Here is a 22,644-nt window from a genome sequence, read left to right as displayed (position 1 = left end):
ATGAAAATTGGTATCTATAGAATTCTAAAGCACTTTTTATGCCATTTGCAGACGTATATTGGCAGGCGTGATCTGAATGGCTGTTTTTTGGCTACTTGCTGTTGGGTTGGGTAATAGCTTGGCAAACCTGCTCCACTGCATTGAGGGCTCTCGGGGTGAATCGGTGCAGCTCATCCGAGTTGATCAAATCGAGTCGCTGATGCTGCACCGCGTCGAGATTAGGCCACTTCAGCCAGTGATGCAGAGCGTCAGGATCTTGACTCCCTGCCAGGATCAGCGATGGATTGGCTCTGATCACCTGTTCCATGTCCACTTGAGGGTAAGGAGTCTTGGCATTCGCCATGACGTTGACTCCGCCGCAGAGTTCGATGGCCTGCGCAGGCCAGGCGTTACCGCTCACGCTGGTGAGCGGCGGGTACCAGAGCTGGTAGAACACCTTGACGCCGGTTGGTTGGCCATAGCGCTGTTGCAGGGAATGCAGGCGTGCCAGATAGCGATCGGCGGCTTCGTTGGCACTCTTTTCCACCCCCAGCAATTTGCCGAGAGCCCGCATCTCTATGGCCAGCGAGGCAAAATCGGTGGGCTCCGAGTAGAAAACCGGGATACCCAGCTGCTCCAGCGGTGCCAGCATACGTGACTGGGCCGATCGCCAGCCCAGAATCAGGTCCGGTTTTTGCGCCAGCACAGCCTCGACATTGATGCTGCGATAATTGGCCACCTTGGGCTTGTTTTTCACCTCTGCGGGATAGTCGGAGGCATCGTCGATGGCCACCAGCTTGTCACCGGCACCGATGTCATAAAGCAGCTCGGTAAGATGGGGTACTACGCTCACCACCCGGCTCGGAGTGGCGGCCTGCAGCGCAGCGGGCAACCAGGCAAGCAACACGCAGGGCAGCCAGATAGGCAATCGCAACCATCTAACCATGAAATAACCCTGCCACAGTGACAAGCAGCGCGAGCATCAACCAGCCCCAGCCAATTCCTTGCAGAATATTGAGCACCTTGCGCGGTGACTCACCGTCGGGGTCATCACCGCTGCCAAGTATCGACCAGCGTTGCAAGGTTCCCTGATAGTAGCGGGGGCCGCCAAGGCGGATCCGGCACTTGTCAGCAAGTAGCGTCAACAGCATCCCGATGGTGGGATAGGGCCAGAGCGCACCATTGCGCACCAGCTGTGCGGCCTGTTTGAGACGGCTTGCCAGCAGTGGCAGCCCCAGCAGCAAAATGACGGAGGCATTGAGCCCCTGATAGAGGGCGCTGGCAGCTCGGCCAAAATAGCCAAACGCGGGATCCTTCATGCTCCAGCCCTGGCTCATCAGCTGTACCAACCGCCAGAGCAGGGCACCCTGTACCCCGGCGAGGGCATACCCCAGCAGCGGGCCAGCCCATTGGCCCACCAGACGCAGGGCGCAGCTCTCCGTCACCGCTTTGGCGAGCCCCATGGTCGAGAGTTTACCGGTCTCCCGCTTGAGCCAGGGAGTCGCCTGCAATCTCGCCAGCGGCAGGGTCTCCTGCGTGGCGAGCGAGCGGGTGGCATGGGCGAGTTCGCGCAGTGGACGGGATTCGAGCATCAGCAGCAGGAACAGCAGGTCGAAGATCGGCTCGCTCAGGGCCAGATTGCGCAGCGACCAGAGCCCGGCGGCGCAGGGGAGCCAGACTACCAGCATTGCCAGCAGTCCGGCCTGCATTTGCTGGCCGGGTGAACCATCGGGTCTGTGTACCTTGTGCCCCAGCCGGGTCAGCAGGGGCGTGACGGCCGAAAGACGCAGATGGGATGGCCACGGGATCACCGCCTCCAGCAGAGCAGCACCTACCAGAATGGCCGCCGTCGTCGAAAGGAGGGCGTCGGCCATCAAATCAAGCGAGCCGGTCTCGATCACAGCTTGCCGAGCATCTTGATGATCACTTCGGCGGAGTGCTTGCCGGCCACTTCGATAAAGGCATCGAAGGATTCAACCTGTTCCTTGCCGGCGATATCGGACATGGCGCGTACCACCAGATAGGGCACCTTGAACATGTGGCACACCTGACCGAGCGCGGCACCTTCCATCTCGACCGCCAGCATCTGCGGGAAGTCGGCGCGAGCCTTGGCGATGGCGTCCGGTTTGCACATGAACTGATCGCCGGTGCAGATAAGGCCGACCTTGGTCTGGTGCTTACCCTGCTCGGCGATGCAATCCTGAGCGACCGCGATGAGCTTCTCGTCGCAGGGGAAGGCGGCAGGTTGCTGCGCCATCTGGCCCATCTCGTAACCAAAAGCGGTCACGTCGACATCGTGGAAACGCATCTCGCTGGCGATCACCACATCACCGATATGCAGGTCCTGGGCAAAGCCGCCCGCAGAGCCGGTATTGATGACGCAGTCGGGGGAAAACTTTTCCAGCAGCAAGCTGGTGGCCACGCTGGCGGCGACCTTACCGATACCGGAGCGGGTCAGGATCACCTCTTTGCCTGCCAGCATCCCTTGATAAAACTCGCAGCCGCCCAGTTGCAGGGTGGTGGGGTTACTCATCTGGCTGCGCAGCAGGGCTACTTCTTGCTCCATGGCGCCGATAATACCTACTTTCATTGCTGACCTCGTCTTGATAGCCGTGTGGCTGAATTTAAGTTGCTGTAGATCATAACAAAAGATGGCGTCGGCGCCGAGAGGCGCAAGCGAAAGGAGAGATGAAACGCGGCGCTCCATATGGGAGCGCCGCGGGTGACAAAAAGCATTGATGAGGCGCGGCGAGGGCCTTTAGCCGAGCGCGGTATCGAGGGTCATCATCAGGGCAAAGCCTGCCATCAGGCCGAGGGTGGCATAGGTCTGGTGACCGTTGCGGTGAGTCTCCGGAATTACCTCGTGCGAGACCACAAACAGCATGGCGCCGGCGGCGAGCCCAAGCCCGATGGGGTAGGCGATGGCCAGGCCGCTGGAGAGCCCCACCCCGAGCAGGGCGCCAACCGGTTCGAGCAGGCCGCTGGCGATGGCGACCAGCACCGCCACCGAGGGGCGAAAACCGGCGGCGCACATGGCCAGCGCCACCGCCAATCCTTCCGGAATATCCTGCAGTGCGATGGCAGTGGTAAGCGGCAGCCCCACCGACATATCCCCCTGCGAGAAGCTGACCCCGATGGCCATCCCCTCCGGCAGGTTGTGCAGGGCGATGGCAAAGACGAACAGCCAGACCCGGGAGCAGCTCTCATGGCCGGGGCCGCAGGGGCCGGTCTTGTCATGCTCGTGGGGGGTGAACTGATCCAGTCCCAGCATCAACAGCACCCCGAGGGTCATGCCGACCACCACCACGGCGGCGGCGCTAAAGCCGTTGCCGGTAATCCCCTCGGCGGCCTCCAGCCCCGGCAGCAGCAGGGAGAAGGCACTGGCCGCCAGCATCATGCCGGCGGCAAAGCCCAGCATGGTGTCCTCTACCTTTTGCGGCACCGCTCGCAGGAACAGAGCGGGCAGGGCGCCGATGGCGGTGGCGGCAAATCCGGCGGCACCACCGACAAGGCCATAGCGCACGCCGCTGGTTACCTCGCCGGTAGCGAGCATGATGAGACTTTGCAACAGCAGCAACAAGACGGCAGCCAGCGCGATAAAGAGGCCGAGAGCAGTGAGTGGGCGACTTTGCATCTGGCTGCGCAGTTGCTGTGACCAGGATAACGGGGGGAGAGCTGAGAGATGGTCCATGGCATGACCTCGAGTGTGCAAAGTGGATGGTGGCATTACATCCACTTGGCCGCCCCTTGTCCATGCCTGCAAGGCGATTGCCACTATCGAGAAAATGGCGTCAGGTGAATATGAAGTTTTTTGTGATCCGGCTTCGATTGTTGGTTTTTTTAAGTTGCTTTTAATTTTTAAAGAAAAATGAGGGTGTGGTCGCTTTGTGCTAGAGTGCGCGCCTTTGCGGAACCCTATCTTCCCGGTGTTCTGCATTCTTTCCCGTCAGGAAGGTCCGGGGATTTGCTCATAGGGACGTGATCGCCACACTCCATTCGCCTGTCAGCAGTAGAGGATCACCCGCCACTATGTTTTACAAGAATCTCTCCATCGGCAAAAAGATTGCCGTGGTTTTTGCGGTCATTGCCGCAGTCAACGTTCTCTTCGGTGTTTTTCTCTCCAGCGAATTGCGCGGTGTGCGTGATCGGGTGCTGAACTTTACCGACTCTACACTGCCGAGTGTCCTGTCGGTTGAAACCCTGCTCTATGATGTCTCCTATGTCCGTCGTGCCCAGTTCGCCTTGCTGATGGTGAACGATGCCGCTGATCTGCAAGCTCGCCGCAGCCGGATCCAGCAGAATATCCAGAAAGTAGACAACGCATTTCACGCCTATGAGGCGACTGTCGGTGCTGATCATGAGCGTCAGGTGTTTAATCAGGCTAAACAACAGTGGCTCAATTACCAAGGTGCAGTGAACGAGTTTGATCAACTGCTGGTACAAGGACAACAAGAGCAGGCCAAGGCACAGTTATTTGCCTCGAATGCGGCTTTTGGATCTCTGGAGCGGGCAGTTAATGCTCTGATCGATGTGAACCTCGGTTTTGTGAAGGAAAACCGCAGCAGCTTGCTTGGCAGCGTCAGCATGGTGACCACTTTCGCCATGGTGAGCATTGGTGCTCTGCTGGTGTTCATGGTGGTGATGACCTGGTTCCTGACCCGCCAGATCTGCTTGCCGCTGCAAGCGGTAGTGGCTCAGGCCAACGCCATTGCCGCCGGCGATCTGACTCATCAGCTGGAGCGTCAGCATATCGGCCGTGACGAGCTGGGCATGCTGGCCAAAGCTTCCCTCAAGATGCAGGACAACCTGCGTGGTCTGATTGAAGAGGTGGTGGCTGCGGTTACCCAGTTGGGGGCGGCGATTGACGAAGTAAGTGCGGTTTCCGAACAGTCTGCCAAGGGTATTCAGAGCCAGCAGCAAGAGATTTCGCTGGTGGCGACGGCCATGACCCAGATGAAAGCGACCGTTGCTGATGTGGCGGGCAATACAGAGCACACTTCTGAATCTGCCAGTGCGGCTAATACCTTAGCCCGCAAAGGTAATCAGGATGTGCAGCGTTCGCTGGTGGCGATCACCCGTGTGGCGGAAGAGATTGAGCAGGCTGGCACGCTGGTGGCCGAACTGGAGCGTGAATCCGCCCAGATCAACGTAGTGGTCGATGTCATTCGCAGCATTGCCGATCAGACCAATCTGCTGGCTCTCAATGCCGCCATCGAGGCAGCCCGTGCCGGTGAACAGGGCCGAGGCTTTGCGGTGGTTGCCGATGAGGTCCGCACCCTGGCGGGCCGCACCCAGGCCTCTACCGGCGAGATCGTCGCCATCATCGAAACCCTGCAGTCTCGCGCCAATCAGGCGAAAGAGGTGACCGGACTGAGCTGTGACATGATCCGCCAGTGCGTCACCCAAAGTGAGCAGACCGGTACCGGTATCCAGCAGATTGAAGAGGCGGTGGCGCAGATCGCCGATATGGCGATCCAGATTGCCAGCGCCTGTGGTGAGCAGGATGCGGTGTCTGATGAGCTGGGTCGCAATGTTGAGCGGATCAACGAATCCGCCAATGAGGTGGCGCAGGGGGCGGATCATACTGCCCGCGCGTGTCTGGAGCTGAGCCAGCTGGCGGTGGGTCTGAAGCAGACCATCGGTCGCTTCCGTCTCGCCTGATAAGGGGGCTGGAGTGCTCCGGCCTCTTTATTCATAAACGTCGGGGCGCTTTGCCTGCCCTCACGACACCCGGCCATGTGCCGGGTGTTTTTTTATCTGGCGATGGGTACGAGGCCAGATGGTTGGGGTTCTTCGCAAGAGGATGAAGGTCAGGGCAAACAGGGGGGGGCAGATAATTATCCCGGCCTGTGCGCGGTGATATTCAAGAAGGTTGGTTAAGGCGTATTTGCTAACGAGAGAAGGGCGACGAACTGTTTTGGGGATGGGGAACGGGGCGAGCTGATGGTGTGCCCGCTGCGGGGAGGAGAGAATAAGCAGTGAGCTGGTGTGGCCTGACAGGGCATATCGCAGCAATAAAAAAACCGGCTTGCGCCGGTTTTTTATATTGGTGAAGGCTGGGGAGCTGCCTTATTTGGCCAGAGACTCCGGCAGTTCTTCACGGATCTTGCCCAGCATCTCTTTCAGGACGCGCGGGTTGGCAACCACGATGTTGCCGGAGTTTTCGTAGTTGTGACCACCTACGAAGTCGGTGACGATGGCACCAGCTTCTTTGGCCAGCAGTTCACCGGCAGCGGTGTCCCAGGGCTTGAGGCCGATTTCCCAGAAACCGTCGACGCGACCGGCAGCCACGTAGGCCAGATCCAGTGCGGCAGAGCCGGAGCGACGGATGTCGGCACATTCGATGAACATGCTCTGGAACATCTTCAGGTAGGACTCGATGTGGTGCTTTTGTTTGTAGGGGAAACCGGTAGCCAGTACGGTGCCAGCCAGCTCTTTGGCTTTGCCGACACGGATACGGTAGCCGTTCAGCTGGGCGCCGCTACCACGGGTAGCAGTAAACAGCTCGTCACGGATGGGATCGTAAACAACGGCTTGTTCGGTTTTGCCTTTTACGCGCAGGGCGATGGAAACGGCAAAGTGCGGAATGCCTTTGACAAGGTTGGTCGTGCCATCCAGTGGGTCAATGATCCATTGGTAGTCCGGATTGGTACCGGCAATCTCACCAGACTCTTCAGCAACAATGCTGTGCTCCGGGTAAGATTTTTTGATGGTGTGAATGATGGCCGCTTCGGCTTCACGGTCAACGTTGGTCACGAAGTCATTGCTGCCTTTTTGGATAGCCTCAATGTTCTCGGGCTGGGAGAAGGCTTTTACTACAACTTGACCGGCGTTGCGCGCAGCGCGCACGGCGATATTCAGCATCGGATGCATAGGTTCACCACTGGATGTTAAAGAACGGGGGATAAAAGGACGCGGTATGATACCAGTATTTTGTGCGATGGCAACTGTTATCCCCCTACGACCAATTGATTACCACTGCCAGATTTGACGGCTCCAATATAGACCAGATCTGCGCTAGTCTTATCCCAGCAGCCGGATACAGGCTGTCATGAGCATAGGGATGTGAACCATGAATTTGTCATTAGTGAGTCAGAACGTGTCAGCGGCCAGCGAGGGACTGTTGGCCATCTTGCGGTCATCACCCGAGTATGGTGATCACTTTGCCCACATCACCGTGACCCCCCTGGCCCAGTGGCAACCGGCCAAGACGGAGGCGGCGATCCTGCTGATCGACGGTGATGCGCCCTGGCAGGATGCCGGATTTGCCCGGGGAGAGGATGAGACGATCGGTTTGCCGGTCTTGCCGCTGCTGATCCGCAAGGGGGACAAGGAGCTGACGGTCTGCGGGCCGGATGTGCGTGACCCCCGTTTCTATTTTGTCTCAAACGGCATCGTGCTGGATGAGTCGGAGCTGGCCGAGCCTGCCTGCAGCCGGGTGCTGTTGCGCAAGCTGGAGTCCTACTTCCCGCTGCTTTCCCGCCTGATCATGCTGCGCCAGCGCAAGCCGGTCGCCGTGATCAACTAATATCTACCATTGCCAGAGCGCACCAGCGGCGCACCGTGGCCTTATTTGGCCTATGGTGCGCCGCTTTTTAATGGTCTGGAGCCGGTCACTTGTTGCAAGATGAGGTGGCTATGGTGTTGCACCCTGTTAAAACTGTGCAATCTGGCTATGACCAACAAGGAGTGAATCATGATCGATTTTTACACCGCCGCGACCCCCAATGGTTTCAAAGTGGCGATCGCTCTCGAAGAGCTGGGTTTGCCCTATCGGGTCATTCCCCTCGATTTGTCGGCACTGGATCAGAAGAAGCCCGAGTTTCTTGCCATCAACCCAAATGGCCGCATTCCGGCTATCGTCGATCGGGATAACGACGATTTTGCCGTATTCGAGTCGGGCGCCATCCTCATCTATCTGGCGGAGAAAGCAGGCAAATTGTTGCCGGCCGATCCTAAACGACGCTCTCAGGCCATCCAGTGGCTGATGTTCCAGATGGGCGGGGTAGGACCCATGATGGGGCAGGCCAACGTCTTCTACCGCTATTTCCCCGAGAAGATCCCCGCCGCCATCGAACGCTACCAGAAGGAGGGGCGCCGCCTGTTCGAGGTGCTCGACAGCCATCTGGCTCATCACGAATATCTGGCGGACGAGTACAGCATCGCCGATATCGCCACCTGGCCCTGGGTGCGGATTTATGACTGGAGCGGCATCTCCATCGAGGGGTTACCCCATCTGCAAGCCTGGATGGATCGGATGGCCGAGAAGCCTGCCTGCCAGAAGGGGATCACCATACCGCCGCGCAAAGAGCAGCCGGATGAGCTGATCAAGCAGGCACAACAGATGGTAACACGTTGATTTTGAACCGCAGACGGGGCGTATTGCCCCGTAGTATTAGAAAAACTAAGGCAAGCCGATTATAAAGATTCGTTCGTTTTCTGTGAGCTGAATCACTATGATGCCCCCATACCACCAAACGTCCTGTGCGGTGGCTTGGCGGGCTCCCCGCCTACTGTTTCCAACATTGTTTTTGAGTGCATCACAGCCTCTGTGATCAGATTCCTCTGGGCCATTTTGTGCCAGAGGGGCGGCAGCATTTTTTCGATTTTTTGGGACTGATATGGATCGGCACAGTTTTTATCCGTTGTTTTTATTGACCATTCTGATGGTCGCTGTGGGCCAGATGACCCAGACCCTTTATGTTCCCTCCATTCCCATGATGGCGGGGGACTTCAATGTGGCCTCGGGCCAGTTGCAGGCGGTGATGGCCTGTTACCTGATCCCCTATGGCCTCTCCCAGTTTGTCTATGGGCCGTTGTCGGATCGTATCGGCCGTCGCCCGGTGCTGATCGTCGGCATGATGGTGTTTCTGGTGGGCACCCTGATCATTCAGGTCATCTCCCATTTTGCCGCCCTGCTAGTGGGTAGCTTTATTCAGGGGCTGGGTACCGGTGCCGGTGGCGCCATGAGCCGTACCGTGATGCGCGATCGCTACAACGGCGCCGAGCTCAACCGCGCCAACAGTCTGGTGAGCATGGGGGTGATCTTCTCCCCGCTGCTGGCACCGGTGCTGGGGGGATGGCTGACCGAGCTGTTCAACTGGCGCGCCGGTTACTGGTTCCTGTTCGGTTTTGGTGCCGTAGCCACCCTGGCGATCATGGCCTGGTTTGGTGAGACCCTGCCTGCTGCTGCCCGTCAGCCGCTGCGCGTCGGTGCGGCCTATCGCCACGTGCTGGGCAACCCCAAGTTTCAGGGCAACCTGCTCTGCCTGATGGCAACCTTTGCCGGTTTGGCAGTGTTCGAGGCTGCGGCCGGTGTGCTGCTGGGCGATGTGCTGAAACTGAGCGCCCGTACCGTGAGCGTGCTGTTCGTGCTGCCGCTGCCCGGCTATCTGTTCGGTGCCTGGCTCTCTGCCAAGCTGAGCTTCCGTTTGACTCAGGGCAAACTGATGCGTCTTGGCATCGCCTTTCTGGCGCTCGGCTCCCTCATCATTCTTGTGCCGGGGCTGTTCGGGGTGGTGAGTGCCGCCTCGCTGGTCGGTGGTGCGGCTGTCTACTTCATCGGTAGTGGCATTCTCTACCCGACCGCCACTTCCTGTGCCATCGAGCCCTTCCCGGGTCAGGCCGGCACCGCGGGGGCCATTCTCGGCGGGATGCAGAATCTGGGGGCCGGTGTGGTGACCCTGCTGGCGGCCGGTTTCCCGATGACCGGTCAGGTGACGCTGGGTGCCATCATGACCCTGATGGTGCTGATCGTGGCGCTGAGTTTTGTCTGGCTGCGCCACCACGGCTCGCCGCACGAGCAGATGGCCATCTAAATTTGCTTGCCAGTTGCAAAACAAAGCCCGCCTGTTTGGCGGGCTTTGTCGTTATGGCAGTGTCCGTTTCACACCTTGTCCCATCGGGTTCTCCATTTATTGGGCGGAAAGGTGTAAACCATATTCAGGACGGGACACAGACAAAGAAAAAGCCCGTCACGCTGGTGACGGGCTTTTGCTGTTGGTACCCCGAGATGCCGTTGCCGGTTTGGGCCCTTGAACCGTCGGTTCAAGGCGGGGATCGGATCTGACCGCAGGCTTCTCGGTCGTGCCGAGCATGCGCAATAGCCAGAAGGCAGATCCCCTGTTTGGTATGAATATCGGCTCGGGGACTTGAACCGGCTGACAAACATCCCAGGGAATTTTAAAACGGTTTGCGATTAGGGCTGCTGCCCCTCTTCGCTGGAATCACCATATTGTCCGTGCTCGATCAGGGCCGCTTCGATGGTGCGCTGCAGCATCTTGATCCGCTTGTCCATGGTCTCAGAGTATTGGTGGTTCTTCTCTTTTTCAAGGCAGAGCTCATGACAGAAATTGAGCGCCGCCATGATAGCCAATTGCTCGTTGCTGGAGACTTTGGAGCGTTGACGCAGGTCGATCAACTTGTCGGTCAGCTGCTCGGCGGCCTGGCGCAGGGCATCCTGCTGTCCCAAGGGACAGGATACCTTGTAGGGACGTCCCAAAATGACGATTTCTACGGCCTCTGTGCTCATGCCTTCCTCAATACGGCGGAGCTGATTTCCGCCTTTATCCACGTGGACAACTGGGCGGGACTATATAGCGCAGATGCATAAGTTTCAAGGCCTTGCTGGCTCTGCAAGAGGGAGAATGCTAGGATCCTGACCATTAATTCTGCAAATTTGACTGAACTTTGAGCGGATCCTCGATGAGCAAAACGAACCCCCTTAAATATGCGGCAGTGGCCGACATCATGGAACAACATGAGCTGATGGCCAGCGCAGTAGAGGCCCATGGTGTGATCTGCGGTCTGGTGTGCGGCGGTGTGGCACTGGACGACAAGAGTTGGCTGCCCCATTTCAACGATCTGGTGAACGACGGTTTCGGCCTGCCGGCCCCGGTGCGCCAGGTGATGACCGATCTTTATCACAATGTGGTCGAGAGCCTGATGGCCCAGAAGGGCGTCGAGCTGCTGCTGCCAAGCGATGATGCTCCCCTCGACGAGCGCATCGATTCACTGGTGGATTGGTCACAGGCATTTCTGGCCGGTTTTGGCGTGGTGCAGCAGGAGCTCTCCCGCGCGTCGGAAGAGCTGCAGGAGATGATCCAGGATATCGCCAGCATCACTCAGGTCTCCGCCGAGTTCGATCAGGAAGATGACGAGAACGAAGCCTCCTTCCTGGTGCTCTACGAACACGTCAAACTGGGGGTCATGATGGCCTTCGAAGAGTTTGGCAAGCGCCCCGATGCCCCGAGCGCGCCGCCGACCCTTCATTGAGGTGCGGGTCAACGAGACCCTTACTGAATCTGCAAGAGCGCCTGATGGCGCTCTTTTTTATTCCCTTGTGGTAGCTAACCCTGTGAGGCGCAACCGGTTTTTTGCCGGTGACCTCGCATTCGGCCAGCGGCTTTGTGATAGCATGAGGCCACCTTTTTCACTTCTTCCTCTCTGCTTATGTCTCAATCTGATGTGCGACAGGTCGATGTCACCCTGGTCGGCGGTGGAATGAGCGGTGCCGTGCTGGCCCTCTCGCTGGCAGCCCTGCTTCGATCCGATGGCTCCCCCCTCGAGATCCTGCTGCTGGAGGCAAGCGTCCCCGAACAGCACACCCATTCAGGGTTCGACGCCCGCGCCATTGCGCTTTCGGCCGGTACCTGTGATGCGCTGTTGCGACGCGGACTCTGGCCGCTGTTTGCCCCCCATTGCGCCCCCATTACCCAGATTCATGTCTCGGATCGGGGCCACTTCGGTCAGGCTCGCCTGTCGGCCGCTGAATACGGTCTGCCCGCGCTGGGCCAGGTGATCGAGCTTGCAGCTGCCGGTCATGAGCTGCAACGGGCGATGGCGGCCTCGCCCAATATCCGGGTCTGTTGTCCGGCACGGGTGAGCGAGATTGTGCCCGATGAGGAGAAGGTGACCCTCACCCTCGAGAGCGGTGAACAGATTGAGACCCGCCTGCTGGTGGCGGCAGACGGCGGCAACTCCTTTGTGCGTCAGCACTTCAAGTTGCCGGTGATCCGCCACGACTTTGAGCAGCACGCCATCATCGCCACGGTCAAAACGGCGCAAGACCCTGAGGGACGCGCCTTCGAGCGCTTTACCGAAGGGGGGCCGCTGGCCATGTTGCCGATGCAGGAGGGACTCTCCTCGCTGGTGTGGAGCGTCGGGCAGCATGAGGTGGATGAGCTGATGGCCCTCGATGAGGCGGCGTTTCTCACCCGTCTGCAGCAGGCCTTTGGCTGGCGGCTTGGTCGCTTCGAGCGATGCGGTGTGCGTCACGTCTATCCGCTCATTCTGACTGCCTGCGATTACCCGCTGGCCCAGCGCACCGTGCTGGTCGGTAATGCCGCCCACGCCCTGCACCCGATTGCCGGACAGGGCTTCAACCTCGGGATGCGGGATCTGGACCTGCTTACCGGCGCCGTAGCCAAGGCGTTGGCAGAGGGGGAGGATATTGGCAGCTTCAAGGTACTGAATGGCTACTGGCAGCAGCGTCAGCGCGATCAGGTGCAGACCGTCTGGCTCACCTCCTCGCTGGCCCAGCTCTTCTCCAATGGTCACGATCCGCTGGTGGCGGGGCGCAATCTGGCGCTCACCCTGATGGGGCGGCTCCCTTGCCTCAAGGCGCCGCTTGCCTCGCGCACCCTGGGCTTTGTCGCTGATGTGTGCGGCAACTAGCCAGCACTTGTTGAGTGGAACCTGTTGACCGGAAGATGGTGACCGCTATTCGTTGAGCAAAACCTATTGAATAAAGAGGCGATGCCTGCGGGCATCCCCTCGCTGGCCAGCCGGTCAGCCCTGAGAGGATGAGATGATGCAGATGCAAAATGTGGATGTGGTGATTGTCGGTGGCGGCATGGTGGGGTTGGGGCTCGCTGCGGCCCTGAAACATAGCGCCCTCAAGGTGCTGGTGGTGGAGGGGCAACTGCCCGACCCGCAGCTGGGGGAGGTGGCCGATAACCGGGTCAGCGCCCTGAGTCTGGCCAGCCAGCAGATCCTGCGCCATGTCGGCGCCTGGGACGGCATTGAAGCGCGCCGCCTGCAGGCCTACGACAAGATGGCGGTGTGGGAGCAGGACAGTTTTGGCCATATCGACTTCGATGCCGCCAGCCTGCGTCAGGCCAACCTCGGCCACATCGTCGAGAATCGGGTGATCCAGCTGGCGCTGCTTGAGGCGATTGAAGGTGCCAGCAATATCCAGCTGCTGACCCCCGCCAGAGCCAAGAGCCTGCAGAGCGGACCGGCGGGCGCCTTGCTGCTGCTGGAAGATGGTCAGGCCATCTCGGCCAGACTGGTGGTGGCCGCCGATGGCGCCCACTCCTGGGTACGCCGTCAGGCCGATATCCCGCTCACCAGCTGGGATTACGGCCACCATGCGCTGGTGGCAACGGTGCGCTGCGCCGAACCCCACGAGGCGGTGGCTCGCCAGATCTTCACCCCGGATGGCCCGCTCGCCTTTTTGCCGCTGTGGCAGGAGAACCTCTGCTCCATCGTCTGGTCGCTGCCTGCGGCCCGCGCCGAGGCGCTCTGCGCCTGCGATGACGAGCAGTTCAACCGTCAGCTCACCACCGCCTTCGATGCCCGCCTCGGTCTGTGCAAGGTGGGGGGGCCGCGCAGCGCCATTCCGCTCACCGCTCGCTATGCCCGCGACTTTGCCCGCGAGCGGCTGGTGCTGGTGGGGGATGCCGCTCATACCATCCATCCGCTGGCGGGGCAGGGGGTCAACCTCGGCCTGCTGGATGCCGCCGCGCTGGGGGAGCAGATCTTGCAGAACCATGCCGCTGGCGAGGATATCGGCCTGCTCGCCAACCTGCGCAGCTACGAGCGCTGGCGCAAGAGCGAGGCGGCTCGCATGCTCGCTGCAATGGAAGGGCTCAAGCGGCTGTTCAGCGGCGCCAACCCGCTCAAGAAGCTGGTGCGGGGCGTGGGGTTGCGCGCGGCCAATCTGCTGACGCCCTTCAAGGAGGGGGTGATCCGCGCCGCCATGGGGCTGGAGGGCGAGTTGCCCGCACTGGCCCGTCCTGACTGGGCTGTGGCGGCGACCAAGGGCCGTGCCATGCAGGCCAAGGGTGAAAAAAACTAATATTACCCGCTGTTTTTGGCAACAAAAGTAATCCGACAAGGCTGATGACCCGTTTTGGGTGTCAGCCTTTAATTTTGCTCTGGAGCGAAACGTTTTTCTGTAAATTGTGACGAAACGGTAAAAATCAAAATTTAATCTCGCCTGAGTCGGCTTATGGCTGTTTTTATCACTGTATTTATCTTAGTGTCTGGAGTCAGTTTTACGGGAGGGGATTAGTTTTTTTTGAGCGGCACGCTCGCCTGCTTGTCATATAATCCGCTCCGTTCAAGGAATCCCTCTTGCCTGGCAAGGGCAGGAGCGAGCACACACTTTTGGATCCGGTCGCTTTTTGCTGCGCGCAGTGCAGTCAGAGCGGTGGCACGGGTCGCAAGGGTGGTCGCTAAAGCGAAAAGGCTTTTTGCTAAGGAAAGAATGCGATGATCCAGACTACTGTACTGCATCCCAAACACCTGGAAGCCGGCGCCAAGATGGTGGACTTCCACGGTTGGGAAATGCCCATCAACTACGGCTCCCAGCTGGAAGAGCACCACGCGGTGCGCAGCGATGCCGGTATGTTCGATGTCTCCCACATGACCATCGTCGATTTGACCGGCGAACGGGTCAAAGCCTTTCTGCAACACCTGCTGGCCAACGACGTGGCCAAACTCACCGTCTCCGGCAAGGCCCTCTACAGCGGCATGCTCAATCCGGAAGGCGGCGTGATCGATGACCTCATCACCTATTACTTGACCGATACCTTCTACCGGCTGGTGGTCAACTCCGCCACCCGCGAAAAAGATCTGGCCTGGATCCGCCATCACGCCATCGATTTCGACGTCACCGTGACCGAGCGTCCGGAGCTTGCAATGATCGCGGTGCAGGGCCCCAACGCCAAGGTCAAGGCAGCTGCCGTGCTGAGCGCTGCCCAGCGCACTGCCGTGGTGGGGATGAAACCCTTCTTCGGCGTGCAGGCTGGCGATCTCTTTATCGCCACTACCGGCTACACCGGCGAAGATGGTTATGAAATCGTGGTGCCGCAAGAGAAAGCCTGCGAGCTGTGGCAAGCGCTGCTGGATAATGGCGTCGCCCCCTGTGGTCTCGGTGCTCGCGATACCCTGCGCCTCGAAGCGGGCATGAACCTCTATGGTCAGGATATGGATGAGTCAATCTCTCCACTCGCCGCCAACATGGCCTGGACCATCGCCTGGGAGCCGAGCGATCGCAACTTTATCGGCCGCGCTGCGCTGGAAGCACAGAAAGCGGCGGGCAACCAGCCCAAGCTGGTGGGTCTGGTGATGGAAGATAAAGGGGTGCTGCGTGCCGGTATGCCGGTCACCTTCACCGCGGCAAATGGTGAGAAGCGGGAAGGTGTGATCACCTCCGGCTCTTTCTCCCCCACCCTGGGCTACAGTATTGCCCTGGCGCGGGTGCCCCGTGATATCGGTGAGCTGGCCGAGGTGGAGATCCGCAAGAAGCTGGTCACCGTGAAGGTCACCAAGCCCGCTTTCGTCCGTAACGGCCAGAAGCTGGTTTAACATCGTCTTGGGGGAGGGCTGTGCCTCCCCCCCATCCCTTTTCATATTCGTTTTTAAACGCGACTCAAAGATCAAAGGAAGCACAAATGAGCCATATCCCGAGCGAACTGAAATATGCCACTTCCCACGAGTGGATCCGTGTTGAAGCCAACGGCGAGGCCGTGGTCGGTATCACCGAGCACGCCCAGGAGCTGCTGGGTGACATGGTGTTTGTCGAGCTGCCGGAAGTGGGCAAGCAGGTCAGTGCCGGTGACGACTGCGCCGTGGCCGAGTCGGTCAAGGCGGCCTCCGACATCTACAGCCCGGTGAGCGGCGAGATCATTGCCGTTAACGAAGAGCTGGAAGGGAGCCCCGAGCTGGTCAACTCCGACCCCTACAGCGCTGGCTGGCTGTTCCGCATCAAGCTCGATGACGAGAGCGAGCTGGCCAACCTGCTGGATGCCGAAGGCTACCAGAACGTGGTGGACGAAGAGTAATGCCCCCGGGCCCTGCCAACACAGCAGGGCCCCTTTGTATGACCGCCAGCCGGGCAAGCACCGGCCGGTGGAAGGGTGAAGTCGTCCGCGCCTGCCGTTTGCCAGCCTGGGAGCCTAGGGGCAAACGGGCCGGTTCGCAACAAGGCGATCCCCTCTCGATGCTGCCGTAGCATCCGGTGCCGCGTCCTGTCTGCGGGACCCAGAACATGAGTGGAGTCGGTATCAGCCGACGATCAGGAACATCAGGTCTTGGTTATCAGGATGTCATGCCAAGACTTATTTATCAGGAAATAGGGAAATGACCCAGTCACTGTTTGAACTCGAGCAAAAAACCGATTTTGTCCGCCGCCATATCGGCCCGGGCGAGGAAGAGCTGCGCCAGCTGCTGGCGACCGTTGGGGCCGAAAGCCTGGACGATTTGATTGAACAGACCGTGCCCGCCGCCATTCGCCTGCCGGGTCCGCTGGGGATCGGTGCCGGCATGACCGAAGTGGAGGCGCTGGCAAAGCTCAAGGGCTATGCCGCCCAGAACAAGATTGCCAAGAGCTATATCGGCATGGGTTATCACGATACCCATGTGCCCCACGTCATTTTGCGTAACGTGCTGGAAAATCCGGGTTGGTATACCGCCTACACCCCCTACCAGCCCGAGCTGGCACAGGGCCGTCTCGAAGCCCTGCTCAACTTCCAGCAGCTGACGCTGGATCTGACCGGCATGGATCTGGCGAGTGCCTCCCTGCTGGATGAAGCGACCGCCGCCGCCGAGGCGATGGCGCTGGCCAAGCGGATGGCCAAGTCCAAATCCAACCTCTTCTTCGTGGCCGATGACGTGCACCCGCAGGTGATCGACGTGGTTAAGGAGCGCGCGGTTCACTTTGGTTTCGACGTGGCGGTTGGCGCCGCGAGCGACGCGGTGAGCGAAGAGGTGTTCGGTGCCCTGTTCCAGTACCCCACCACCACAGGTGAGGTGAAAGATCTGCGCGCCCTGATTGCCGCGGTACAGGCCCAGAAAGGGCTGGCCTGCGTCAGCGCCGATCTGCTCTCCCTGCTGCTGCTCAAATCCCCGGGCGAGCTGGGTGCCGACGTGGTGTTGGGCTCCGCCCAGCGCTTTGGTGTGCCCATGGGTTATGGTGGCCCCCACGCCGCCTTCTTCGCCACCCGCGATGCCTACAAACGTTCCATGCCGGGCCGCATCATCGGTGTCTCCAAGGATGCCCGTGGCAAGAGTGCCCTGCGTATGGCGATGCAGACCCGCGAGCAGCATATCCGCCGCGAGAAGGCCAACTCCAACATCTGTACCGCTCAGGTGCTGCTGGCCAATATGGCGAGCTTCTACGCCGTCTACCACGGTCCGGTGGGACTGAAAACCATCGCCTCCCGCGTGCACCGTCTCACTACCATTCTGGCGCTTGGCCTCAAGGCCAAGGGGGTGGCCCTCAAGCATGCCAGCTGGTTCGATACCCTGACCGTGCAGACGGCAGATAAAGCTGCACTTATTGCCAAGGCTGAAGCCAATGGCATCAACCTGCGTGCCGATCTCGACGGTGCGGTAGGGGTGTCTCTCTCTGAAACCACCACCCGCGCTGATGTGGCCGAACTGTTTGATCTGTTCCTCGGCCAAGGCCATGGCCTCGACATCGAGGCCCTCGACAAGGCGGCGCAGGCCCATCACGCCATTCCGCAGGATCTGCTGCGCACCGACGCCGTGCTGACCCACGAGGTGTTCAACAAGTACCACTCCGAAACCGAGATGCTGCGTTATATCCACCGTCTCGAAGCGAAAGATCTGGCGCTCAACTACGCCATGATTTCACTCGGCTCCTGCACCATGAAGCTCAACGCCACCGCCGAGATGATCCCGGTGACCTGGCCCGAGTTTGGCAAGTTGCACCCGTTCGCCCCGCTGGCACAGGCCAAGGGCTACCAACTGCTGCTGGCCGACCTCGAAAACTGGCTGGTGAAGGTGACCGGCTACGATGCGGTCTGCATGCAGCCCAACTCCGGGGCGCAGGGCGAGTACGCCGGTCTCTTGGCCATCAAGAAGTACCACGAATCCCGCGGCGAAGGGCATCGCGATATCTGCCTCATTCCGGCTTCTGCCCACGGTACCAACCCGGCCTCTGCCCAGATGGCGGGGCTCAAGGTGATCGTCACCGCCTGTGACAAATCCGGCAACGTGGATCTCGACGACCTGCGTGCCAAGGCGGCCGAGGCGGGTGATCAGCTTTCTTGTCTGATGGTGACCTACCCCTCCACCCACGGGGTGTATGAGGAGACCATCAAGGAGGTGTGCGACATCGTTCACCAGCACGGTGGTCAGGTCTATCTGGACGGTGCCAACATGAACGCGCAAGTCGGGTTGACTGCGCCGGGCTTTATCGGGGCAGACGTCTCTCACCTCAACCTGCACAAGACCTTCGCCATTCCTCATGGCGGTGGCGGCCCGGGCATGGGCCCCATCGGCGTGAAGAAACATCTGGCACCGTTCGTGGCTGGTCATGCCGTGGTCAAGACCGACAAGGAGAGCCGTGACAATGGCGCCGTGTCGGCTGCACCATTCGGTTCGGCCAGCATCCTACCCATCAGCTGGATGTATATCGCCATGCTGGGTGACGAGGGGCTGAAGAGATCAACTCAGGTCGCTATCCTCAACGCCAACTATCTGGCCAAGAAGCTGGGTGAATCCTTCCCGGTGCTCTACTCTGGCCGCAACGGTCGGGTGGCCCACGAGTGCATTCTGGATATCCGTCCGCTCAAGGAGGCTTCCGGCATCAGCGAGATGGACGTGGCCAAGCGGCTGATGGACTACGGCTTCCACGCGCCGACCATGAGCTTCCCGGTAGCGGGCACCCTGATGGTCGAGCCGACCGAGTCGGAATCCAAGCGCGAACTGGATCGCTTCGTCGAGGCGATGACGTCCATCCGCGCCGAGATTGCCAAGGTGCAGGAGGGGCAGTGGAGCCTCGCCGACAACCCGCTGGTCCATGCGCCGCACACCCAGGATGACGTGATGGATACAGAGTGGTCCCGTGGCTACAGCCGCGCCGAGGCGGTCTTCCCGTCCGACGCCGTGCGCGCCGCCAAACTGTGGCCCTCTGTGAACCGCATCGACGACGTCTACGGCGATCGCAACCTGTTCTGCTCCTGCATTCCGACCGAGGATTACGCCAAGTAAGTGGCGTTTTGATCACGACCATTTAAGTTGGATACCGTGACATTGAAGTTGGAAACCGACCATTTAAGTTGGAAACTAAAAGGCCCTGCAATAGCAGGGCCTTTTTTATGCTTGGTTTGATAAAACGTAATTAAATTACAAATTAAGAATTTATTAGACCGTCGTTAGTAGATCAGTAGCATTCATATATCAAGGGCGCGGTATACTTTATACAAAAGTTTGCGTTATTACTCAAATTTCCCTATCGGGCTAAGCACCGGCATGGTGCCAAAGGATAATCTGGGTACCGAAGGAGGGCCAACGATAGGCACATGAAGGGGTAAAGCAACTCACCAACACATAATGGTAACAACATCAGCCATTCACAACACTAAGTATGCGATGTTCCGTCGTGGGCATTGCACCTAAACATTGAGCTAACGCAAGCATAGCTTAGATAATCTAAAAAATCCTAACTTGAAAATTCACTTCGATACCTCATTTTTGGTATAGTTGAAGAGTTCTTTGTTTTCCTCATATGTATTTCCTGAGTGTAATCATGATCGTAATTATCGACCCTTTTTTCAGTAAAGATGCCATATTGCGAACTTGTTACGGGTTTGCAGGTAATTTTAATTTCGAAATTCAAATGAAAAGTGGAATGTATTTCATTACTGTTGCGGCATTGGATACCACTCCGATAGCCAGCGACTTTGAGGCTGAATTTAAAAATGCGCTGATTGACCACGAGTTGCGGGTAGTGATTGAGGAAAAAACGAAGGTAGTGAAAGAGGCGTTGGTGTGTGCTGCGCTGCGTGAAGCATGGAGCGAACCGGTTGATGCGAAATAAATTTAAGAATAAAGCCTATTTTGCTGACAAAGATAAAGACTATACACTGTTTCCTTTTAACTTTGAACGCTTGAGTCAAGATGAAGTACTCATCGTCAATGCAGTTGGTGAATTTTCATTTATTCAGGATCGAGAATTGCAAGAATTGGTGGCTGGCGAACTGCCAACTGACACTGAGTTATATCAAGAGTTAAAACGAAAGAGTTTCTTGGCAGGTTCTGAGGATTCGTATGCACTGCGCTGTTTATCAGCCAAATACAGGCAGCGCAAATCTTTCCTCAGTGGCGGGCCGGGACTGCATATCTTTGTGATCACATTGCGTTGTGGAAATTCTTGCGAGTATTGTCAGGCGAGCCGCAAATCAGTGACATCGTCACAGCACGACATGTCACAAGAGACGGCCAGAAATGCGGTAGATCGGGTGTTCGAATCACCCAACCAGCGCATCACCATTGAGTTTCAGGGAGGTGAGCCTTTGCTCGCCTTCGATTTAATTAAATTTATCGTGGACTACGCTCACGAAAAAAACAGTGTGCATGGCAAGAGCCTCGTGTTTGTCATTGCCACTAGCCTGCAATACATTACCGATGAGATGCTGGATTTTATCAAGCTCCACAGTATTCAGATCTCAACGTCGCTGGATGGCCCAGAAGCGCTACACAACAAAAATCGGCCATCCTCATGTGGTAATAGCTATCAAAGTACCCTTGCGGGTATTCGAAAGGTGAGAGAGGCCATTGGCGATGAGGCCATCGCCGCCATGACCACCATCACCAAAGACAGTCTACCTTTTCACCAGGAGATCGTAGATGAGTATGTGAAGCATGGCTTCCATTCGATATTCTTGCGGCCGCTCAACATGTATGGCTTTGCCGTCAAAAGGGAAAGCAAGGTCAGCTATACCTCTGCCGAGTATTTCGCGTTTTATCAAAAGAGCCTGCAATACATCATCGATATCAATAAAGCAGGCTACTACCTAGATGAAGTCACGGCGTCCTTGGCACTGAACAACATGCTGACCGGACGTGCGGTGGGCTATGTGGATCTGCGCTCGCCCTGTGGCGATGGCACCGGGGTGCTGGTCTATCACTACAACAGCTATGTATACCCGTCCGATGAAGCCCGAATGCTCTATGACATGGGCGATAACAAATTCTGTTTGGGCTCAGTAGAGGCGCCCTATGTGGAGCTGATTTCGTCGGATGTGATGGGTGAGATATTGATGAGCGGGGTGGCCGAATCCCTTCCGGCTTGCGCCTATTGCGCCTATTTACCCTACTGTGGTGCCAACCCTTAACCATCCCCTCATATGAGCGAGGCGTGGCGCGGCTTCTGAGGTATGATCGCCATCCTTGACCAGCTAATACCCAACAGACTATCCCCATGTTTAACCACGAACTAATCCTCAACCACATCGACGATATATTTGGACAGGACATGCATGCTAAGCGTGTTCTTTCCCTCGCCAATGCTACCCTCGGGGTTATCGAGTCAGGTTCACTGGCCATCCACGCCATCGGTAGTGGCCTCTCCTTGGCCAACGGTCTCGAACGTAAACATGCGGTTAAACAGGTGGATCGCCTGCTCACTAACACCAAGCTCAATGTCTGGAGCCTCTTTGACGATTGGGTGCCCTATGTGGTCGGTGAACGTACCGAGATCGTAGTCTCCATGGACTGGACCGAATTCGATGCCGATGATCACAGTACCTTGGTTATCAGCCTGCAAACCAACCACGGTCGCAGTACTCCGCTGCTGTGGAAAACCCATCGGAAATCGTTGCTCAAAGGGCAACGCAATGCCCATGAGAAAGAGCTGCTCACCAAGCTCAAGCAGACGTTGCCAGAGGGTATCTTCGTGACGGTAGTAGCTGACCGCGGCTTTGGTTACATGGAGCTGTTCGAACGCCTGGAGCAAGAGCTAGGCTTTGCTTATCTCATTAGATTTAAAGGAAATGTTTTGGTTGGTTACCCTGGTGTAGAGCAGGTTCCAGCTCGGGACTGGCTAACGCCGACCGGGCGCACCCGAACCCTCAAAGCGGTGGAGCTAACTGGGCAGCGACAGCCTGTCGAACGGGTCTATTGTTGTCATAAGAGTGGCATGAAAGACGCGTGGTTTCTGGCCAGTAACCGGACCGACCTGAGCGCCGCCAAGGCGTTGCAACTATACGGCCAGCGCTGGGGTATCGAGACCAGTTTTCGTGATATCAAAGATTACAAATTCGGCATGGGTATGGGAGATGTGCACATCAGTAATCCGGTCCGGCGCGACCGACTGTTTTTATTCAGTGCCCTGGCCATCGTCTTGCTGACGCTGCTGGGTAAGGCTGGAGACAGTGTCGGTCTAGAGAGAACGATCAAGGTCAATACCAGCAAGAGCCGAACCTATTCGTTCTTTCGGCAAGGGGTCATCTATTACCAGTTGCTACCTAAAATGAAAGAAGCCAATGCGGTCTTGTTGATGGATAAATTTATCTACTACCTGAAGCAACACCGCTTATATACCCGCACACTTGGAATTATTTGAGTCTCTAAAAATGAGGGGATCTCTGAGGTGCCAACCCCATCCAGAACTATTCCCGTACTGGCGAC

At 58.1% G+C, this 22,644-nt stretch carries 20 protein-coding genes and 1 other RNA gene; 13 read left to right on the top strand and 8 right to left on the bottom strand.

Going from position 1 to position 22,644, the window contains the following annotated elements; translation table 11 throughout:
- Positions 1-91 precede the first annotated feature (91 nt).
- The 4 genes from ACTG1K_RS15900 to ACTG1K_RS15885 all read right to left on the bottom strand — a co-directional run bounded on the left by ACTG1K_RS15900 (position 92) and on the right by ACTG1K_RS15885 (position 3,670).
- A complete protein-coding gene (locus ACTG1K_RS15900; RefSeq protein WP_259587095.1) occupies positions 92-925 on the bottom strand; it encodes a cobalamin-binding protein in 834 nt (277 codons plus the stop codon).
- Entirely contained in the window at positions 918-1,880 is a 963-nt protein-coding gene (locus ACTG1K_RS15895) for a cobalamin biosynthesis protein CobD/CbiB (RefSeq protein WP_425854362.1), read from the bottom strand. Before ACTG1K_RS15895 ends, ACTG1K_RS15900 begins: the two co-directional genes overlap by 8 nt.
- Positions 1,877-2,569, bottom strand: a complete 693-nt coding sequence (gene mtnN, locus ACTG1K_RS15890) for a 5'-methylthioadenosine/S-adenosylhomocysteine nucleosidase (RefSeq protein WP_440005992.1) — start codon at positions 2,567-2,569, stop codon at positions 1,877-1,879. The genes ACTG1K_RS15895 and mtnN overlap by 4 nt, the downstream gene beginning before the upstream one ends.
- Before the next feature lie 168 nt (positions 2,570-2,737).
- Entirely contained in the window at positions 2,738-3,670 is a 933-nt protein-coding gene (locus ACTG1K_RS15885; protein ID WP_111899764.1) for a ZIP family metal transporter, read from the bottom strand.
- A gap of 338 nt (positions 3,671-4,008) precedes the next feature.
- On the opposite strand from ACTG1K_RS15885, the gene ACTG1K_RS15880 reads away from it, so the two are divergent.
- The gene (locus ACTG1K_RS15880) at positions 4,009-5,640 is read left to right on the top strand and encodes a methyl-accepting chemotaxis protein (protein ID WP_160881958.1); all 1,632 of its coding nucleotides are present in this window, start codon (positions 4,009-4,011) and stop codon (positions 5,638-5,640) included.
- Positions 5,641-6,048: 408 nt separating this feature from the next.
- Here ACTG1K_RS15880 and suhB read toward each other — a convergent pair whose 3' ends face one another.
- A complete protein-coding gene (suhB, locus tag ACTG1K_RS15875; RefSeq protein WP_005352992.1) occupies positions 6,049-6,852 on the bottom strand; it encodes an inositol-1-monophosphatase in 804 nt (267 codons plus the stop codon).
- A gap of 199 nt (positions 6,853-7,051) precedes the next feature.
- On the opposite strand from suhB, the gene ACTG1K_RS15870 reads away from it, so the two are divergent.
- From ACTG1K_RS15870 to emrD, 3 genes are all read left to right on the top strand, one after another.
- Positions 7,052-7,507: a hypothetical protein gene (locus tag ACTG1K_RS15870; RefSeq protein WP_005352991.1), complete on the top strand. Its 456-nt coding sequence runs from the start codon at positions 7,052-7,054 to the stop codon at positions 7,505-7,507.
- A 168-nt stretch (positions 7,508-7,675) separates the two neighbouring features.
- Positions 7,676-8,338, top strand: a complete 663-nt coding sequence (locus tag ACTG1K_RS15865; protein ID WP_005333923.1) for a glutathione S-transferase family protein — start codon at positions 7,676-7,678, stop codon at positions 8,336-8,338.
- Between the two features lie 262 nt (positions 8,339-8,600).
- Complete coding sequence (emrD, locus tag ACTG1K_RS15860) at positions 8,601-9,797, top strand: multidrug efflux MFS transporter EmrD (RefSeq protein WP_440005989.1); 1,197 nt, start codon at positions 8,601-8,603, stop codon at positions 9,795-9,797.
- A gap of 182 nt (positions 9,798-9,979) precedes the next feature.
- Here the strand turns inward: emrD and ssrS are convergent.
- Together ssrS and zapA are read right to left on the bottom strand one after the other, a co-directional pair.
- Positions 9,980-10,161, bottom strand: a non-coding RNA gene (ssrS, locus tag ACTG1K_RS15855) — 6S RNA.
- Positions 10,162-10,177: 16 nt separating this feature from the next.
- A complete protein-coding gene (gene zapA, locus ACTG1K_RS15850; protein ID WP_005333910.1) occupies positions 10,178-10,510 on the bottom strand; it encodes a cell division protein ZapA in 333 nt (110 codons plus the stop codon).
- 173 nt (positions 10,511-10,683) lie between these two features.
- Between zapA and ACTG1K_RS15845 the strand changes: the two genes are divergently transcribed.
- The 3 genes from ACTG1K_RS15845 (at position 10,684) to ACTG1K_RS15835 (ending at position 14,059) form a co-directional block, all read left to right on the top strand.
- Complete coding sequence (locus ACTG1K_RS15845; RefSeq protein WP_160882024.1) at positions 10,684-11,253, top strand: UPF0149 family protein; 570 nt, start codon at positions 10,684-10,686, stop codon at positions 11,251-11,253.
- Between the two features lie 177 nt (positions 11,254-11,430).
- The gene (gene ubiH, locus ACTG1K_RS15840) at positions 11,431-12,654 is read left to right on the top strand and encodes a 2-octaprenyl-6-methoxyphenyl hydroxylase (RefSeq protein ID WP_440005987.1); all 1,224 of its coding nucleotides are present in this window, start codon (positions 11,431-11,433) and stop codon (positions 12,652-12,654) included.
- Between the two features lie 136 nt (positions 12,655-12,790).
- Positions 12,791-14,059: an FAD-dependent 2-octaprenylphenol hydroxylase gene (locus ACTG1K_RS15835; protein ID WP_440005985.1), complete on the top strand. Its 1,269-nt coding sequence runs from the start codon at positions 12,791-12,793 to the stop codon at positions 14,057-14,059.
- Positions 14,060-14,271: 212 nt separating this feature from the next.
- Here the strand turns inward: ACTG1K_RS15835 and ACTG1K_RS15830 are convergent, their stop codons facing one another.
- A complete protein-coding gene (locus ACTG1K_RS15830; protein ID WP_033138042.1) occupies positions 14,272-14,499 on the bottom strand; it encodes a hypothetical protein in 228 nt (75 codons plus the stop codon).
- Between ACTG1K_RS15830 and gcvT the strand changes: the two genes are divergently transcribed.
- The 6 genes from gcvT to ACTG1K_RS15800 all read left to right on the top strand — a co-directional run bounded on the left by gcvT (position 14,476) and on the right by ACTG1K_RS15800 (position 22,579).
- On the top strand, positions 14,476-15,573 hold the full coding sequence (gene gcvT, locus ACTG1K_RS15825; RefSeq protein ID WP_440005983.1) for a glycine cleavage system aminomethyltransferase GcvT: 1,098 nt from the start codon (positions 14,476-14,478) through the stop codon (positions 15,571-15,573). The genes ACTG1K_RS15830 and gcvT overlap by 24 nt on opposite strands.
- Positions 15,574-15,659: 86 nt before the next feature.
- On the top strand, positions 15,660-16,049 hold the full coding sequence (gcvH, locus tag ACTG1K_RS15820) for a glycine cleavage system protein GcvH (protein ID WP_005333898.1): 390 nt from the start codon (positions 15,660-15,662) through the stop codon (positions 16,047-16,049).
- 298 nt (positions 16,050-16,347) lie between these two features.
- On the top strand, positions 16,348-19,224 hold the full coding sequence (gcvP, locus tag ACTG1K_RS15815) for an aminomethyl-transferring glycine dehydrogenase (RefSeq protein WP_440005981.1): 2,877 nt from the start codon (positions 16,348-16,350) through the stop codon (positions 19,222-19,224).
- A gap of 538 nt (positions 19,225-19,762) precedes the next feature.
- A complete protein-coding gene (hxsD, locus tag ACTG1K_RS15810) occupies positions 19,763-20,053 on the top strand; it encodes a His-Xaa-Ser system protein HxsD (RefSeq protein WP_157868080.1) in 291 nt (96 codons plus the stop codon).
- The gene (gene hxsB / locus ACTG1K_RS15805; RefSeq protein WP_440005978.1) at positions 20,043-21,350 is read left to right on the top strand and encodes a His-Xaa-Ser system radical SAM maturase HxsB; all 1,308 of its coding nucleotides are present in this window, start codon (positions 20,043-20,045) and stop codon (positions 21,348-21,350) included. The genes hxsD and hxsB overlap by 11 nt, the downstream gene beginning before the upstream one ends.
- A gap of 86 nt (positions 21,351-21,436) precedes the next feature.
- A complete protein-coding gene (locus ACTG1K_RS15800; RefSeq protein WP_041204923.1) occupies positions 21,437-22,579 on the top strand; it encodes an IS4-like element ISAs18 family transposase in 1,143 nt (380 codons plus the stop codon).
- Positions 22,580-22,644 lie beyond the last annotated feature (65 nt).

The organism is Aeromonas sp. 102P, assembly GCF_051920345.1.
Taxonomy (GTDB): domain Bacteria; phylum Pseudomonadota; class Gammaproteobacteria; order Enterobacterales; family Aeromonadaceae; genus Aeromonas; species Aeromonas veronii.
This window is presented reverse-complemented; position numbering and strand designations above follow the sequence as displayed.